Source organism: Streptomyces sp. NBC_00299, from assembly GCF_036173045.1.
Taxonomy (GTDB): domain Bacteria; phylum Actinomycetota; class Actinomycetes; order Streptomycetales; family Streptomycetaceae; genus Streptomyces; species Streptomyces machairae.
The window spans coordinates 858,039-873,738 of sequence record NZ_CP108039.1; the positions used below are offsets into that span (position 1 = coordinate 858,039).

The 15,700-nt window shown below is 71.1% G+C and carries 15 protein-coding genes; 12 read left to right on the forward strand and 3 right to left on the reverse strand.

All coding sequences use genetic code 11. From position 1 onward, the window contains the following. The first annotated feature begins 1 nt into the window (after position 1). Both OHT51_RS03940 and OHT51_RS03945 read left to right on the forward strand, forming a co-directional pair. Positions 2–2,818 (forward strand): NHLP bacteriocin export ABC transporter permease/ATPase subunit, encoded by a 2,817-nt coding sequence (locus OHT51_RS03940; protein ID WP_328877462.1) that lies wholly within the window; start codon positions 2–4, stop codon positions 2,816–2,818. A 226-nt stretch (positions 2,819–3,044) separates the two neighbouring features. After that, positions 3,045–4,586: an alpha/beta fold hydrolase gene (locus OHT51_RS03945; RefSeq protein ID WP_328877463.1), complete on the forward strand. Its 1,542-nt coding sequence runs from the start codon at positions 3,045–3,047 to the stop codon at positions 4,584–4,586. Between the two features lie 6 nt (positions 4,587–4,592). Here the strand turns inward: OHT51_RS03945 and OHT51_RS03950 are convergent, their stop codons facing one another. Further along, positions 4,593–5,123 (reverse strand): SRPBCC family protein, encoded by a 531-nt coding sequence (locus OHT51_RS03950; protein ID WP_328877464.1) that lies wholly within the window; start codon positions 5,121–5,123, stop codon positions 4,593–4,595. A 6-nt stretch (positions 5,124–5,129) separates the two neighbouring features. Next, complete coding sequence (locus OHT51_RS03955; protein WP_328877465.1) at positions 5,130–5,471, reverse strand: ArsR/SmtB family transcription factor; 342 nt, start codon at positions 5,469–5,471, stop codon at positions 5,130–5,132. Positions 5,472–5,606: 135 nt separating this feature from the next. Here OHT51_RS03955 and OHT51_RS03960 point away from each other — a divergent pair, with 135 nt between their 5' ends. The 5 genes from OHT51_RS03960 to OHT51_RS03980 all read left to right on the forward strand — a co-directional run bounded on the left by OHT51_RS03960 (position 5,607) and on the right by OHT51_RS03980 (position 9,189). Then, positions 5,607–6,614, forward strand: coding sequence for a Ppx/GppA phosphatase family protein (locus tag OHT51_RS03960; RefSeq protein ID WP_328877466.1), 1,008 nt, complete (start codon positions 5,607–5,609; stop codon positions 6,612–6,614). Positions 6,615–6,716: 102 nt separating this feature from the next. After that, a complete protein-coding gene (locus tag OHT51_RS03965; protein WP_328877467.1) occupies positions 6,717–7,751 on the forward strand; it encodes an iron-containing redox enzyme family protein in 1,035 nt (344 codons plus the stop codon). Then, on the forward strand, positions 7,752–8,426 hold the full coding sequence (locus OHT51_RS03970) for a HemK2/MTQ2 family protein methyltransferase (RefSeq protein ID WP_328877468.1): 675 nt from the start codon (positions 7,752–7,754) through the stop codon (positions 8,424–8,426). Then, positions 8,407–8,613, forward strand: coding sequence for a CDGSH iron-sulfur domain-containing protein (locus tag OHT51_RS03975; protein ID WP_328877469.1), 207 nt, complete (start codon positions 8,407–8,409; stop codon positions 8,611–8,613). The genes OHT51_RS03970 and OHT51_RS03975 overlap by 20 nt, the downstream gene beginning before the upstream one ends. 144 nt (positions 8,614–8,757) lie before the next feature. After that, the gene (locus OHT51_RS03980) at positions 8,758–9,189 is read left to right on the forward strand and encodes an STAS domain-containing protein (protein WP_328877470.1); all 432 of its coding nucleotides are present in this window, start codon (positions 8,758–8,760) and stop codon (positions 9,187–9,189) included. Positions 9,190–9,387: 198 nt separating this feature from the next. Here OHT51_RS03980 and OHT51_RS03985 read toward each other — a convergent pair whose 3' ends face one another. Next, positions 9,388–9,822, reverse strand: coding sequence for a protease inhibitor (locus tag OHT51_RS03985; protein ID WP_328877471.1), 435 nt, complete (start codon positions 9,820–9,822; stop codon positions 9,388–9,390). A 326-nt stretch (positions 9,823–10,148) separates the two neighbouring features. On the opposite strand from OHT51_RS03985, the gene OHT51_RS03990 reads away from it, so the two are divergent. The 5 genes from OHT51_RS03990 to OHT51_RS04010 all read left to right on the forward strand — a co-directional run bounded on the left by OHT51_RS03990 (position 10,149) and on the right by OHT51_RS04010 (position 15,428). Beyond that, the gene (locus OHT51_RS03990) at positions 10,149–10,709 is read left to right on the forward strand and encodes a hypothetical protein (protein ID WP_328877472.1); all 561 of its coding nucleotides are present in this window, start codon (positions 10,149–10,151) and stop codon (positions 10,707–10,709) included. A gap of 202 nt (positions 10,710–10,911) precedes the next feature. Then, on the forward strand, positions 10,912–12,522 hold the full coding sequence (locus OHT51_RS03995; RefSeq protein WP_328877473.1) for a purine-cytosine permease family protein: 1,611 nt from the start codon (positions 10,912–10,914) through the stop codon (positions 12,520–12,522). Continuing rightward, entirely contained in the window at positions 12,519–13,211 is a 693-nt protein-coding gene (locus OHT51_RS04000) for an alpha/beta fold hydrolase (RefSeq protein WP_328877474.1), read from the forward strand. Before OHT51_RS03995 ends, OHT51_RS04000 begins: the two co-directional genes overlap by 4 nt. Positions 13,212–13,284: 73 nt before the next feature. After that, on the forward strand, positions 13,285–14,454 hold the full coding sequence (locus OHT51_RS04005) for a lactate 2-monooxygenase (RefSeq protein ID WP_328877475.1): 1,170 nt from the start codon (positions 13,285–13,287) through the stop codon (positions 14,452–14,454). Next, positions 14,451–15,428, forward strand: coding sequence for a 2-hydroxyacid dehydrogenase (locus OHT51_RS04010; protein ID WP_328877476.1), 978 nt, complete (start codon positions 14,451–14,453; stop codon positions 15,426–15,428). Before OHT51_RS04005 ends, OHT51_RS04010 begins: the two co-directional genes overlap by 4 nt. Positions 15,429–15,700: the final 272 nt, after the last annotated feature.

A 15,700-nucleotide genomic window follows, 5' to 3' on the forward strand; every position in this document is an offset into this window, starting at 1 on the left:
GATGACCTCCGTCCACGAGGGTGACCTCGTTCTCAACGCGCTCGGGCAGATGGGCACGCGCATCGACTGCGCCGGGCACAACCGTCTCGACCTCGAAGGCCCGCAGGTGCTGTGGCTGGTCGCGTCCGGCGCCGTCGACCTGTTCGCGGTCGACGCCGGGCAGCAGGGCCACTGGCACCACCTCGGCCGCCTGGAGGCGGGCTCCCTGCTGCTCGGCCCGGTCCCGGGACCGCAGCACACCTTGGTGGCCCGCCCGCTCAGGGACTGCGTCGTGCACCGGATCGGACTGCGCGAGCTGTACCAGCCCGCGAACACGCAGACCTGGTCCTACGACGAGTACGGCAACCCGCAGTACGTCCCGCCGCAGACGAGCCCGCTGGAGTACGCCCTCGCACTCGGCGTCGGCCGCAGCCTCACCATCCTCTTCCAGGCCCCCATGGCCACCGACCGGGCGGCCGAGGTCACCGACGACGACGTCTTCTGGATGCAGGTGCCGCCGGGCAGTGTGCAGTACGGCTCGCTGTACGGCGCCGAGGCAGCCGCCGATCTGCTGATGGACCCGGCGGTCTGGCAGTCCATGGTCGACCAGCAGTACCGCCTGCTGACCACGCTGGACCGCTGGATCGAGCAGCTGGAGCGCACTCACGAGTCGCGCACGGCGGAGGGCATCAAGGCCGGCGAGGCGGTACGCGCCCAGGCCGACCGGACGCTGCTGGCGTCGATCGGCAAGCGCAGCGACAAGCGCACGACGGCCGCCGACGCGGACGCCAGCTACGCGGCCTGCAAGCTGGTCGCGCAGGCGGCCGGGATCACGTTGGCCGAGCCCGCGCAGAGCGGCACCGAGAGCGACCGGCTCGACCCGGTCGAGCGCGTGGCCATCGCGTCGCGCGTGCGGACCCGGGCCGTACGGCTGGACGGGCCCTGGTGGCGGGACAACGTGGGGCCGCTGGTGGGTCACCGGGCACTGTCGGGTGCGCCGGTGGCGCTGCTGTGGCGGCGCGGCGGCTATGTCGCCGTGCATCCGGCGACCGGCCGTGAGACGCCGATCGAGAAGGCCAACGCGGAGGAGTTCGAGCCGCGTGCGGTGATGTTCTACCGGCCGCTGCCCGATCGCGCGTTGAGCCCGCTGCGGCTGCTGCGGTTCAGCATGCGGGGCACGCGCGGCGATCTGACGAACCTGCTGATCAGCGGCCTGGTCACGGTCGCGATCGGTGCGCTGGTGCCGGTCGCGACGGGCAAGGTGCTCGGCGAGTTCGTGCCGAAGGCCCAGACCGATCTGATCGTGCAGTTCTGTCTGGCCGTGATGATCAGCAGTGTCGTGGCCGCGGCGTTCATGCTGTTGCAGAACATGACGATCCTGCGCCTGGAGGGCCGTATCGAGGCGACGCTTCAACCGGCCCTGTGGGACCGGCTGCTGCGGCTGCCGACGAAGTTCTTCACCGAGCGCTCGACCGGTGAGCTGGCGAGCCAGGCCATGGGCATCAGCTCGATCCGCCGTCTGATGGCCGGGGTCGGCCCGGTCGTCGCGCAGTCGGTGACGGTCGGCGCGATGAACCTGTCGCTGCTGTTCTGGTACAGCGTGCCGATGGCGCTGGCGGCGATCGGCATGCTCGTCGTCATCGCGGGAGTGTTCCTGGGGCTCGGGCTGTGGCAGGTGCGCTGGCAGCGGCGGCTGGTGGTGCTGAGCAACAAGCTGAACAACCAGGCGTTCCAGACGCTGCGCGGGCTGCCCAAGCTGCGGGTCGCGGCGGCCGAGAACTACGCCTACGGGGCGTGGGCGGACCAGTTCGCGCGCAGCCGGGAACTCCAGCAGAAGGTGGGGCGGATCAAGAACCTCACCACGGTGCTGGGTGCCGTGTATCTGCCGCTGTGCACGCTGCTGATGTTCATGCTGCTCGCCGGTCCGGCGCGCGGCTCGATGTCGGCGGCGGCGTTCCTCACCTTCAACACCTCGGTGACGATGCTGCTGACCTCGGTCACCCAGCTGACCGGAGCGTTCGTCTCGGCGGTGGCCGCGCTTCCGCTGTTCGAGGAGATCAAGCCGGTGCTGGAGGCCACGCCCGAGGTGCGCACGGCGAGCACCCGGCCGGGGCCGCTGACGGGTGCCATCGAGGCGCGCCGCCTGTCCTTCCGGTACTCGGACGACGGCCCGCTCGTCCTCGACGACGTCTCGTTCGACGTGCGGTCGGGCGAGTTCGTGGCGATCGTCGGCCCCAGCGGTTGCGGCAAGTCGACGCTGCTCAGGCTGCTGATCGGCTTCGACAAGCCGGTCTCGGGCAGTGTGCTGTACGACGGTCAGGACCTGGCGGCGCTCGACCAGTCCGCCGTACGACGGCAGTGCGGGGTCGTGCTCCAGCACGCGCAGCCGTTCACCGGGTCCATCCTGGACGTCATCTGCGGTACGGAGCCGTACACGCCGGAGGAGGCGATGGCGGCGGCCGAGATGGCGGGGCTCGCGGAGGACATCAAGCGGATGCCGATGGGGCTGCACACCATCGTGTCGGGCAGCGGCGCGATCTCCGGCGGGCAGCGGCAGCGTCTGATGATCGCCCAGGCCCTGATCCGCCGCCCGCGCATCCTCTTCTTCGACGAGGCGACCAGCGCCCTCGACAACGAGACGCAGCGCACGGTCATCGAGAGCACCAAGGCCCTCAACGCCACCCGCATCGTCATCGCGCACCGCCTGTCCACGGTGCTGGACGCCGACCGCGTGATCGTGATGGAGGACGGCAAGGTCGCCCAGCAGGGCCCGCCCGCACAGCTGCTGGCGGACACGCACGGGCGGCTGCACGAGCTGGTTCGGCGCCAGATGGCGTGATCCGTGGGTTGTGCCGCCGCCACGTCCTCGGAGCCGTAGCAAGTCCGGGTCGGTCTCAGGGGTTCGGTCGACAACCCCTGAGGCATCTCCCCCACACGACCCCGACCACGACCCGGTGCCTTCCCTGATTCCTGTCCTGAACGGTTGTGACCCCGAGTGGATCACTGCCACGTTCGATCATGCGGGCATTCCCGTGATCCGTTCGCAGGACCCTTGGAAGGACTTCATGCACCCACGAATCAGAGGGCTCACCGGAGTGCTCGCCGCCGGATTACTCGCCGGATCGCTCACCGGAGCGTCGACGCCGAGCGCGGCGGCGGCGCCGTCCGACCCGCCCGGCACAAGGTCGTCGAAGCAGCAGGCGATCGACTGGAAACCGTGTCCCGAGGACGCCACGGCGGAATGCGGCACCTTGCGCCTGCCGGTCGACTGGGCCCGGCCGTCGGGCGAGACGTTCGATCTCGCGGTGGCCCGCCGCAAGGCCACCGATCCGGCTCGCCGGGTCGGCGTGCTGCTGGTCAACCCGGGCGGACCGGGCGCTTCGGGTGTGGACTTCGCCCTGGACGACGCCAAGTCCCACTTCAGTCCGGGCATCCAGGAGAGGTTCGACATCGTCGGGTTCGACCCGCGGGGCGTCGGCCGCAGCCACCCGGTGATGTGCTCCACCGAACTGCTGCGCCGACAGCCGTCGGTCTACCCCCGCAACCAGGCGGAGTTCGATCGGCTCGCCGATCACAACCGCGCGTTGCGCGAGGACTGCCGGCGGCACACCGGTCCGCTCTTCGACCACGCGGACACCTTGAGCGTCGTGCGGGACATGGACGCGCTGCGCGGGGCCCTCGGCGAGAAGAAGATCAACTACTTCGGCCACTCCTATGGCACCTTGATCGGCGAGCAGTACGCGGAGGAGTACGGCGACCGGATCCGGTCCATGGCGCTCACCGCGAACATCGACCACAGCCTCGGCGCCCGGGAGTTCCTGGCCTCCTCCGCTGCCGCCGCCGAGGACTCGTTCCAGGAGTTCGTGAAGTGGTGCGACCGCACCGGCTCCTGCGCCCTGCACGGCCGTGACGTCACGGCCGTGTGGGACGGCCTGCTCGCCCGGGCGGACCGGGGGGAAATCCGCGATCCGGAGCATCCGGACCGGGTCCTGACCGCGCACGAGATCACGTTCAACGTCTTCAGGATGTTCTACGGCCCGGACCGGGAGGAACTGGCCACCTATGTGGCAGGCCTCGACGCGCAGGAGCCACCCGAGCGGCAGCGACCCGTGCAGCCTCGGCAGGTCCGGCCCTCGCCCCCGCAGGGAACGGACGAGCAGACGGAAGCGGAACCGTTCTACGCGGTCTTCTGCCAGGACTGGCGCTTGCGCGCGAAGGACTACCCGGAGTACGCCAGGCTGACCCGGGCCGAGATGCGGGCCGCACCGCACATGCGCGGCACACCACGCGTGCATCCCGCGGTGGCCGGCTGCATCGGCTGGCCCGACGAGGTGAACAACCCGCAGCACCGCCTGCGCATCACCGACGCGCCCAGGATCCTCATGCTGCATGCGCGGCACGACCCGGCGAACCACTTCTCGTGGGCGGCCAACGTGCACCGCCAGACCCGCGGGACGACCGTCCTGCTGCCGTACGAAGGCGCCGGACACAGTGTCTACGGCCGCAGCGACTGCACCCGGGACGCCGTGGACGACTACCTCACGGAGCTGAGAATCCCGAGCGCCGGGAGCAGTTGCGCGCCTGCCACGACGAACACGACGAGCTGATCGCGCTCAGGCGTCCAGGCCCGGGACCGGAGCGCCGGAGGGCAGACCTGCGGCCACATAGCCGTCGTAGAACTCTTTCCAGGGCGCACCGGCCCCGGCGTGCGGTCCCTCGAAACGCTCCCCGCGCGCGTGCGCGTCGAGGGCGGCCAGGCAGACCTCCCAGCCGGCGCCGTTGCGGGCGGCGGTGTTCTCGGCGACCAGGACGTTGGTGAGCGTGAAGCGGGTGCGCCCCTCGTCCAGAGCCACCAGGTCGAAGTGGACCTCGTCGCCGGCCCACTCGAAGGACAGGTGCCGGGGCGCGTCGACGGCGATCACCCGGCCCGTGGAGTCCCGCATGTTCGGGTCGCCGCTGAACGTGACGGTGCCGCCGAGGCGCAGCTCGATCTCGGCGCGCGAGGGGAACCAGTGGGCGAGTTCGTCGGCGTCGGTCACGAACTGCCAGACGCGCTCGACGGGATGGTCGTAGGTGCGGCTGAAGCGGACGGCCGGGCGGCCGTCGTCCAGGGTCAGATAGGTGCCGGTGAGGTCGGCGGTCATGGTGGATCAGCCCTTCGTGGTGGGTTCCTCGGGGTCGACCGATGTCTCGTCGAGGCGGCGGCCCAGCCTGTCCAGGCTGGTGTTCCACAGCCTTCGATACGGGGCCAGCCAGGCGTCGAGCTCGGCGATGGGTGCGGGGTCCAGTGCGTAGACGCGGCGCTGCGCGTCCTGTCTGACCTGCACCAGGCCCGCCTCCCTCAGCACCTTCAGGTGCTTGGAGGTGCTCGGCTGGCTCAGCCCGCATGCCTCCACGATCTCGCCGACGGGCCGGGGCCGCTCCAGGAGCAGCGCGACGATGGCCCGTCGGTGCGGATCGGCGAGGGCGGTCCAGAGCGAGGCGTCGGCCATGGATCCAATATGCCTCGGCGGTTATATTCCAGTCAAGGAATATGCAGGCTCCGGAGTGCGGCGCTTGTGTCATTGGCGACGGCGCGCAGTGGCTGATCCCGTTGGCCGCACGAGGAAACGGGTACTTCCGCATTCATGCGAATCAGTGTGGTGGACGTGGGGTCGAAGACGGTGCGGCTGGTCGTGGCCGATGCGGCGGACGGGGTGCCGCTGCCGGTGCACACCGCCAAGTGGCGGCTGAGGCTGTCGGAGCAGGTCAGGCCCGGGGAGGCCATCCCCGAGGAGTGCGTCGAGCGGTTGGTCGACGCCGTCGCGGCGGCGCAGCGCACTGCCCACAGATGGGGCGCGACCGCTCCCTTGGCCTTCGCGACCGCCGTGGTGCGTGCCTCCCCGAACCGACAGGAGGTACTGCGTACGGTGCGGACGCGGACCGGGGTGAGCCTGTGCACGCTGCCCGGCGAGCTGGAGGCCGAGCTCACGTTTCTCGGCGCGCGACGGTGGATGGGCTGGCGGTCGGGGCCGCTCGCGCTGCTGGACATCGGCGGCGGCTCACTCGAAGTGGCCTTCGGGCGCGGCCGGTTGCCCGACTTCGTCGCATCACTGCCGCTGGGTGCGGCCCGGCTGACCCATGAGTTCTTCACCGGCGAGGACCCGCCGACGGCGGCACAGGTACGGGCTCTGCGCCGCAAGGTCCGCCATCAACTGCGGGACGTCGCGGCCCGGATCCGCTGGGAGGGACCGCGCACGGCGGCGGTCACCTCGCGCACGTTCCAGCAGCTCGGCCGCCTGTGCGGGGCGGCACCCGGACGCCACGGGCCGTTCGTGGAACGGCGGTTGGAGCGCTCCGCCCTGCGCGAGGCCGTCGGCCGCCTGGCCGCGCTGCCCACCACCGAACGCGCCCTGCTCCCCGGCATCTCCGCACCACGCGCCGAACAGAGCCTGGCCGGCGCGGTCGTGGCGCACACGGCGATGAAGCTGACCGGCCTCAGAACGGTCACCGTCTGCCCGTGGGCGATCCGCGAGGGAATCATGCTGCGGCACATCGAGGACGGCGCGTCCTGGTGGGCGGAGGTGTCCCGCCTCGAGGAGGAGGACGCCCGCGCCGACCCGGTGCCCCTACGGATCGCACCCGCGACCAGCTGAACGCGACGAGTGAGGCGCAGGCACCCGTGCCCGACGGCAGCAAGCAGTCACAGGATGGCTGGTCGTACGGGTGGCCCTGCACCCAACGGGTACTCGGCGGCCATGGCACACGACGTCCACAGGGCAGGCGGCGGCGAGGGGCCCCGGGTGCCGTCCGCGCGGGGCGGCGTTTCCGCCGCCGTGCAGGAGTATCTGCGGGGTGACGGGTCACCGCCCCGGCGCCTGGACGTCGCGCGCGCGGACGTCTACGGCGACGATCTCCAGCTGGCCCTCTACCTCTGCTACGAGCTGCACTACCGCGGTTTCGCCGGTGTGCCCGAGCACCTCGAGTGGGACCCCGAGCTGCTGCGTGTCCGCGCCGCGCTGGAGCACCGGTTCCTGACCGCCCTGCGCGCGGACACCGCCGCCCACGACAGCGTCGAGGACGCGCTGGCCGACCTCCTCGTCGAACCCGTCGAGGGCACCGGCGTCAGCCACTACCTCTGCGCCGAGGGCGAGTTGTGGCATGTGCGCGAATACGTGGCCCAGCGCTCCCTGTACCACCTCAAGGAGGCGGACCCGCACGCCTGGGTGCTGCCCCGGCTGTGGGGCAGGGCAAAGGCCGGTATGGCGGCGGTGGAGTTCGACGAGTACGGCGGCGGCCGCGCCGACCGCATCCACGCACGCCTGTTCGCCGACCTGATGGCGGACCTCGGCCTGGACACGACGTACGGCCGGTATGTCGACGAGGCGACCGCACAAGCCCTGGCCACGGTCAACCTGATGTCCCTGCTCGGACTGCACCGGGCACTGCGCGGAGCGCTCGTCGGTCATTTCGCGGCCGTCGAGATCACCTCGTCGCCGGCATCCCGGCGGCTGGCAGAGGCGATGCGCCGCACGGGCGCCGGGCCCGCCGCCGAGCACTTCTACGACGAGCACGTCGAGGCGGACGCGGTGCACGAACAGGTCGTGCGCCAGGACGTCATCGCAGGTCTGCTCGCCGAGGAGCCGCACCTCGCCCCCGACGTCGCCTTCGGCATAGACGTCACCGGCTACCTGGAGGACCGCTTCGCCGAGCAGCTGCTCGGCGCCTGGCGTGCGGGACGATCGTCGCTCCGCGATCACCACCAACAGTCCGGGATCTCCCTTATTTCCTGAATGCCGGGGTACCCGGGCGTCGTGAAGCCACTGGTGCCGCCGGGTGTGTACCCCCCTCAGGAAGACACTGATCTGCTCGTCGACGCCCTGCTCGACGAACCGCTGCCGGACGGCGCGGACGTCCTCGACGTGGGGACAGGTTCGGGCGCGCTGGCGATCGAGGCGGCGCGGCGCGGCACGCGGGTGACCGCGGTGGACGTGTCGTGGCGGGCGGTCTGCACGGCGCAGCTGAACGCCTGGATGGCCCGCCTCCATGTCCGCATCCTGCACGGCAACCTCTTCACGCCGGTGCGCGGGCAGTCCTTCGACCTCATCCTGGCCAATCCGCCGTATGTCCCCGCACCCGACACGGGCCGCGCGCCGCACGGTGCGGCGCGGGCGTGGGACGCGGGCCGGGACGGGCGGCTCGTCCTCGACCGGATCTGCCTGGAGGCGCCCGCCCTGCTGCGTCCGGGCGGGGTCCTCCTGGTGGTGCACTCGGCGCTCAGCTGCCCCGGGCGGACCGTGTCGCATCTGCGCGACGCAGGGTTGAAGGCTTCCGTGACCCGGCGTCGCGTCGTCCCGTTCGGCCCGGTGCTGCGCACGCGGGAGGACTGGCTGCGGCAGCACGGCCTGCTGTCCGCCCCGGATCAGAGGGAAGAGCTGGTGGTGGTCCGTGCCGAACTCCCGGTCTGACGAGCCGCGCCGGATCAAGGTCCAGCGCCAAGGTCCTCTCCTGGTGGAGGGCCCGGTCGAGGTGGAGCTGGAGGACGGCACGATCGTCTCCTCCGACCGCTTCCGCGTGGCCCTGTGCACCTGCCGGCGCAGCCGCCGCTACCCGTGGTGCGATACCAGCCATCGCGATCGGACCAGGGAGCGCTGAGCCCGCACACGCGAAGTCAACCGTCTTGGACGAAATTCAGCACGTCGAGTGAACCACGTCTTGCGCGCGGTGCCGTAGGGATGCTCACCCTCGACCCCGGGTAACTACCCTGATCAGTGCGCCCCTTGCCGAGGTGGAGCGGACATGACGCCGGACGCCGACGACCGCGCCTCCCATCCGACCGAGGATCCGGCCGCGGGCTTGCCCCGGTCCGTGCCGCCCACGGCGAACACCCATGCCCGCACCCGCAGACACGGCCCGTTCACCGTGGTCGAGGTGGCGGGCGAGATCGATCTGGCGACGGCCGCGCTGGTCACCGAGCACCTGGACGAGGCGACGGCGCGACCGGAGTCGGATGTGCTGGTCGATCTGCGGCGGGTCGACTTCTTCGACTGCTCGGGACTGCGAGTCCTGTGCCGGGCCGAAACGCGCGCCAGGTACCGCGGCGGACGCCTGCGGGTCGTATCCGACGCGCCGCGTATACGGCGGCTGTTGCGCGGCGCCGGCCTGCTGGACCGGTTTGCGCTGTTGCCGGGGATCCCCGGCGAAGAGGGGGTCCCCGGGGAAGACGGGTGATCCGTATGCCCCCACGGCGACGGTCACCCGTATCCCCCGGGAAGTCGGTCGTTCGGTAAAGATCCGAGGTGCCGACCGGGCGGCCCCACTCCGCCCGGCCGACCCCCGGTGCGAGATCGCCGGGGCCCCTTCGGCAGGCTCACACTCCCCATCCGCGAGCCGCTGCCGAACTGCACGAGGCCGTGCGATCCCGGTCCCCTAGAACGCGAAGAGGCTGGTCCCGTAGGAGCTCTTCACGCACTCGTTCGCGAAGGTGCGCTGATAGGAGACACGCTGGCCCTGCCAGACCCCGTCGACCGTGACGAGCACAGGGTCGTACTGCTTGGTACACAGCACCCCGTCTCTACTCCCGAGGGCATCGAAGTTCCCGCCCACACTGCGCAGCTCACCGCACGCCGAGGCGGCGTCGGGATGTGTGCCGGAGGAGGTCGGGGCGCAGCTCAGGGTGACGGCACGCACCGGCGTCGTCATGGTGGCGTCATCGCCGTGGGCCAGGGTGAGCACCAGGGCCGAGGGGGCGTACAGGGAGGCGGGCGCAGGGTCCGGGGCAGCCAGGGCGGATCCGGTGAGGGGTCCGCAGACGGCGGTGGCCGTGAGAGCGAGGGTCGCTGCCCAGCGCGCGGTGTTCCGCATTGTGTGCATCCTTCCGCTTGAGTTACAGGGTGTGACGACTTCGGCGCGATCGGTGCCGAAGCGACGAGCGGGAGTCTGCCGAGTCCGGCGCCGAAACTCACATCGACACCACGAGTTTCAGTAACCTTGCGTATTGAAGCAGTGGCGTGAAGTAACGGAGTTCGAACGTTCCAACGCCGAAACCTGGCGGTTCTTGATCGTTCCAAGTCGCCGAGTGGCCGGATCTCGCACGCTCATTAATAGGCCTGAAACATTCCGGTTGAGCCCTCGGCTGACACGCCCCGGCGCCCCTTGTGTTCACGGTCGAACCGAGTAATCGTGATTACATGATTACCAGCGAGCAACGAGAGAAACTGCGCGGCTGGTTCGCCGGCCGCCTGCCCGACGACCTCTTCGAGGAGCTGACCGAGGTCACGGTCGACCGCGAGGAGATCACCGTGATCGGCCGCATTCCCGCACCTCACCTGGCCGAGGGCGGCTCGGCAGCCGAGCGGGAGGCAGCCGTGGAGGGCCGCATCCAGGAGTTCCGGGAGCGCACCCGGGAGACCCGGATCGAGGTGGCACGCGAGGCGGAGCACCGATTCCGCAGAAAGGTTTCCTGGGGCGTGGAGTGCGACGGTGAGCGCGCCATGTTCACGCACATCGCCGCCCCCGTGATGACGCGGCTCCGTCAGCCCGAGCGCCAGGTACTCGACACCCTGATCGCCGGCGGTGTCGCCCGCAGCCGCAGCGACGCCCTCGCCTGGTGCGTACGCCTCGTCCAGCGGCACACGGACGACTGGCTCACCGAACTGCGTGAGTCACTGGAGAACGTCCAGCGGGTGCGGGCACAGGGGCCGGACGCGTCGGACACGGACGCGGAGGAGGCACCCGAGGACGGCGACTGATGGAGGTTTCGTCCAGTCACGGCACCGAAGGTGGATGAACCGTCCTCTGGTGCGGCTCCGGCGGACCGCCTTACCGTCTGCAGACCCCCGAGAGGACGGCATCCGCGCTGCCCGCACACCCCAGCGGCAGCGGCCGGCACCGGCCGTCGGCCCCGCCGCGCCACAACGCGCTCCACCGCCCCGCCCACGCTGGAGCCCTCCCTTGTCCCCACAGTTCCCAGCGGCCTCACCGGCCCAACCCCCCTCCCCCGCCCCCTCCTTGACGGAGGTCGAGACCCACGGCGTCGACCGCATCCCCGACGCCGAACGCAGCGCCTCCCCGCTGGACCTGTTCCGGCTCGCCTTCGGCGGCGCCAACACCTTCTCCACCTGTGTTCTCGGCGCCTTCCCGATCCTGTTCGGCCTCTCCTTCTGGCAGGGCCTCGCTGCCACGCTCCTCGGGGTCGTCGCGGGTGCGCTGATCCTGTGCCCCATGGCCGTGTTCGGACCGGTCAACGGCACCAACAACGCCGTCTCGTCCTCCGCGCACCTCGGTGTGCACGGCCGCGTGGTCGGCTCGTTCCTGTCCCTGCTGACGGCCGTCGCGTTCTTCTCCATCTCGGTGTGGAGCTCGGGTGACGCCCTGGTCGGCGGCGCGCACCGGCTCTTCGGCCTGCCGCGCGGCGACCTGTCGTACGTCGTCGCGTACGCCCTGTTCGCGGGGCTGGTTCTCGCGGTGTGCGTGTACGGGTTCCGCTTCATGCTGTTCGTCAACAAGGTCGCCGTGCCCGCAGCGAGCGTGCTGTTCCTGCTCGGTGTGGTCGCGTTCGCCGGTGACTTCGACCCGTCGTACACGGGCGTCTTCACCGACTCCGCGGATGCGGCGACCCAGTCGCTGTTCTGGCCGTCCTTCATCGGCGCGGCTCTGATCGTGCTGTCCAACCCCGTCTCCTTCGGGGCGTTCCTCGGCGACTGGTCGCGCTACATCCCTGCGAGCACCCCGCGCCGCAAGGTGATCGGCGCCGCCTTCCTGTCGCAGATCGCGACGCTGCTGCCGTTCGTGTTCGGCCTGGCGACGGCGAGCATCATCGCCACGAAGGTCCCTGAGTACGTCGACCCGGGCGCCCCCGACTTCGTGGGCGGCCTGCTGGCGATCTCGCCCGGCTGGTACTTCCTGCCGGTGTGTCTCCTGGCGCTGATCGGCGGCATGGCGACGGGCACGACCGCGCTGTACGGGACCGGACTCGACTTCTCCTCGGTGTTCCCGCGCCTCTCGCGAGTGCAGGCGACGCTGCTCGTCGGCGCGTTGTCGATCGCGTTCATCTTCATCGGGCGGTTCGGGCTGAACCTGGTGCAGTCGATCTCGACCTTCGCCACCATGATCATCACCTGCACCACGCCGTGGATGGTCGTGATGATGCTGGGCTACTGGACCCGGCGCGGCTGGTACGACCCCGACGCCCTTCAGGTCTTCAACCGCCGTCAGCGCGGCGGCCGTTACTGGTTCGCGCACGGCTGGAACTGGCGTGGCATGACCGCGTGGTGGGTGGCGGCGCTGCTGGGCGTGCTGTTCACCAACATCCCGGGCCAGTTCGTCGGACCGCTGGGTGATCTCGCGAACGGGGTGGACATCAGCCTGCCGTTGTCCCTGGCCGTCGCCGCCGTCCTGTTCCTGACGCTGCTGCGGCTGTTCCCCGAGCCGCGGGCGGTCTACGGCCCCGAGGGTGCGCGACTGGCCCGTACCGTCGAGGTTGCCGTGCCGCCGATCACGGGGCCGGGTGCTCCAGGCGACGACGGGGCATTGTCAGACCCGTCGACTACGTTGCGGGCATGACTCATTTCGTGTTGGTGGCGGGGGCGTGGCTCGGTGCGTGGGCGTGGGACGAGGTGGCGGGCGAGTTGCGCGCGGCCGGGCACGACGCCCATCCGCTGACGCTGTCCGGCCTCGCGGAGAAGGCAGGTGTCACCGCCGGGCAGCAGACCCACGTCCAGGACATCGTGGCGGAGGTCGAGTGCCTCGATCTGCGGGACGTCGTCCTCGTCGGGCACAGCTATGCCGGGGTGCCGGTCGGGCAGGCGGCCGAGCGGATCGGGGACCGGCTGAGGCAGGTGGTATTGGTCGACGCCAATGCCGCGGTCGACGGGGAGTCGTTCCTGTCGGGCTGGCCGAGCGACGAGGTGCGGGCGGCGATCGAGGACAACGGCGGCGTCTGGCCACCGCTCGCAGCGGACGACTACGCGGGCCAGGGCCTGACGGACGAGCAGATCGCCCGCATCGTGGGCGCCACCCCGCACCCGGGCGCCACGCTGACCGAACCGGCGGTCATGCCCGGCCCGCTGAGTGAGCTTCCGGGCCTCTACATCAAGTGCCTGCTCGACGGCGACGAGCCGATGCCCGCCGCAGCCGAACTCCTCAAGAGCGACCGCTGGGAACTCGTGACCCTGGACACCGGCCACTGGCCGATGTTCTCCCAGCCGCGCGAACTGGCACGCATCCTGCACGAGTCGGTGGCGAGCCCCTGATCCACTCCCCCGCCTACCGGTCGGTATGGTCGGCGTACAGCGCATTCTCAGTGACGAGAGGCGAGGCCTACGCATGGGCAAGCACTGGGCGGACTTCCAGTACGAGATCTATCTGAACGGCATGACGGGCGTCGTACCCCGGCTGCCCACCGATCTGACCCGGCTGGAGGAGCTGACCGAGCAGCGCCTCGGTCCCGGTCCCGTCGGCTATGTGGCGGGCAGCGCGGGCGACGGCAGCACCGCCCGCGCCAACCGGGCGGCGCTGCGGCGCCGCCGGATAGTGCCACGCATGCTGCGGGACGTACACGAACGGGACCTGTCCGTGGAGGTGTTGGGCCGCACCCTGCCCGCTCCGGTGGCGCTGGCGCCGGTCGGCGTGCTGTCGATCATGCACCCGGACGCCGAGTGCGCGGCGGCGCGGGCAGCCGCCGCGCAGGGCGTGCCGTTCACCCTGTCCTCGGCGTCCAGCACCCCGATGGAGCAGGTCGCGGAGGCGATGGGGGACGCCGAACGCTGGTTCCAGCTGTACTGGCCGAAGGACCCGGAGGTGGCCCGGAGTTTCCTGAACCGGGCGAAGGCGGCCGGGTTCACCGCCCTGGTCGTCACCCTGGACACGCCGATGCTGGCCTGGCGACCGCGCGACCTCGACCAGGCGTATCTGCCGTTCCTGCATGGCGTGGGCACCGCCAACTACTTCTCCGACCCGGCCTTCCAGGCGGGCCTGGCCAAGCCCGTGCACGAGGATCCGAACGCGGCCGTCATGCACTTCGTCGGCATGTTCTCGGACCCCGCGAAGACCTGGCCGGACCTGGCGTTCCTGCGGGAGAACTGGGACGGCCCGATCGTCCTGAAGGGCGTGGTGCACCCGGACGACGCCCGCGCGGCGGCCGACGCCGGGATGGACGGCGTCGTCGTCTCCAACCACGGCGGCCGCCAGGTCGCCGGCTCCGTCGGGGCGGCCGATGCTCTCCCCCGGGTGGTGGCGGCGGTCGGCGACCGGCTGACCGTGCTGTTCGACAGCGGCGTGCGCACCGGCGACGACATCTTCAAGGCCCTCGCGCTCGGCGCGCGGGCGGTACTCGTCGGACGGCCGTACGTGTACGGGCTCGGCCTCGACGGACAGGCCGGCGTCGAGCACGTCATCCGCTGCCTGCTGGCCGAACTCGACCTCACCCTCGCCCTGTCCGGGCACGCCACCCCCGCCACGATCGGCCCCGCCGACCTCATCGAGGAAACCGTATGACCGTCACGAAGAACGTCCTCGCCGTCATCTCGCCGCACGTGGGCGGGCGGGACATCGGAGCCGGACTGGCCACGCTCTTCCCCGACGGCGCGAACGTCACCGTCGTCGAGGCGGCCGACGAGGACCCGGCCGCGCTGCGCTCGGCGCACGTCGTCATCACCGCCCTCGCCCCGGTGACGGGCGAACACCTCGCCGCCTCACCGGAGTTGGAGCTCGTGCAGTGCGCGAGCCACGGCTTCGACTACGTCGATGCGGAGGCGGCGCGCGAGCGCGGAGTGCGGGTGTGCAACATCGGCTCCAGCGGCGCCGAGGCGCAGAACGTGGCCGAGCAGACCTTCGCCCTCATGCTCGCGCTGGCCAAGCAGATCGTTCCCGCCCACACCGCGCTCGTCGAGGCCGACTGGGCACTCCCCCGGCTCCAGCACTCGCTGACCGAACTGTCCGGCAAGACGCTCGGGATCGTGGGCCTGGGCCAGATCGGCCGGCAAGTCGCGCGCCGCGCCGCCGCGTTCGACATGAGCGTGGTCTACGCCGGACGGCGACGGCTGCCGCCGGAGACGGAGGCCGAGTTCGGCGGCGCCCGCCATGTCCCGCTCGCCGACCTGCTGCGCACCTCCGACTACGTCTCCCTGCACACCCCGCTCACCGACGAGACCCGGCTCCTGCTGAACGCCGAGCGGCTGGCGCTCCTCAAGCCGACGACGTTCGTGATCAACACCGCGCGCGGCGCCCTGATCGACCAGGACGCCCTCGCGGACGCGCTGGAGAAGGGCGCCGTGGCCGGGGCGGGCATCGACGTCTTCGATCCCGAACCCCCTACCCCGGCCCTGCGCCTGCTCCGCGCCCCGAACGTGGTGCTGTCCCCCCACGTCGGCGGCGTCACCCGCGAAACCCTCGTCCGCATCGCCCTGGCCGCCGTCCAGAACGTGACGGACTTCCTCTCGGGCGGGGCGCCTCGAGATGTCGTGAACTAGGGGGTTCACGGGAGCGTGGGAGCGCTCGGGCATATGGCCTGGGCCGGCCTGCTCCTGGCAGCCGGGCCCGGCGCGTCTCCGCTGAGCGAGGCGTGGAGGCCGGGACGGTGGGGCGGAGGCCGGAACGGTGGGGCGGCTCAGGGCAAGTCGCCCCACGCCTCCCGCCGTCCGGCCCCGCGCCGTCCCGGCACCAACCCAGCCCGCCCGTCCGGACCTCAACCCGTCCAGACCTCGGCCCGCCCCGGCCCCAACCCGGCTGCGCCGCCCCACAC

Coding starts and splice junctions, on each gene's coding strand:
- OHT51_RS03950 (WP_328877464.1), bottom strand. CDS start 5,123: ATGACCGCCGACCTCACCGGCACCTATCTGACCCTGGACGACGGCCGC.
- OHT51_RS03945 (WP_328877463.1), top strand. CDS start 3,045: ATGCACCCACGAATCAGAGGGCTCACCGGAGTGCTCGCCGCCGGATTA.
- OHT51_RS03980 (WP_328877470.1), top strand. CDS start 8,758: ATGACGCCGGACGCCGACGACCGCGCCTCCCATCCGACCGAGGATCCG.
- OHT51_RS04000 (WP_328877474.1), top strand. CDS start 12,519: ATGACTCATTTCGTGTTGGTGGCGGGGGCGTGGCTCGGTGCGTGGGCG.
- OHT51_RS03985 (WP_328877471.1), bottom strand. CDS start 9,822: ATGCGGAACACCGCGCGCTGGGCAGCGACCCTCGCTCTCACGGCCACC.
- OHT51_RS03955 (WP_328877465.1), bottom strand. CDS start 5,471: ATGGCCGACGCCTCGCTCTGGACCGCCCTCGCCGATCCGCACCGACGG.
- OHT51_RS03940 (WP_328877462.1), top strand. CDS start 2: ATGACCTCCGTCCACGAGGGTGACCTCGTTCTCAACGCGCTCGGGCAG.
- OHT51_RS03970 (WP_328877468.1), top strand. CDS start 7,752: ATGCCGGGGTACCCGGGCGTCGTGAAGCCACTGGTGCCGCCGGGTGTG.
- OHT51_RS04005 (WP_328877475.1), top strand. CDS start 13,285: ATGGGCAAGCACTGGGCGGACTTCCAGTACGAGATCTATCTGAACGGC.
- OHT51_RS04010 (WP_328877476.1), top strand. CDS start 14,451: ATGACCGTCACGAAGAACGTCCTCGCCGTCATCTCGCCGCACGTGGGC.
- OHT51_RS03990 (WP_328877472.1), top strand. CDS start 10,149: ATGATTACCAGCGAGCAACGAGAGAAACTGCGCGGCTGGTTCGCCGGC.
- OHT51_RS03960 (WP_328877466.1), top strand. CDS start 5,607: ATGCGAATCAGTGTGGTGGACGTGGGGTCGAAGACGGTGCGGCTGGTC.
- OHT51_RS03965 (WP_328877467.1), top strand. CDS start 6,717: ATGGCACACGACGTCCACAGGGCAGGCGGCGGCGAGGGGCCCCGGGTG.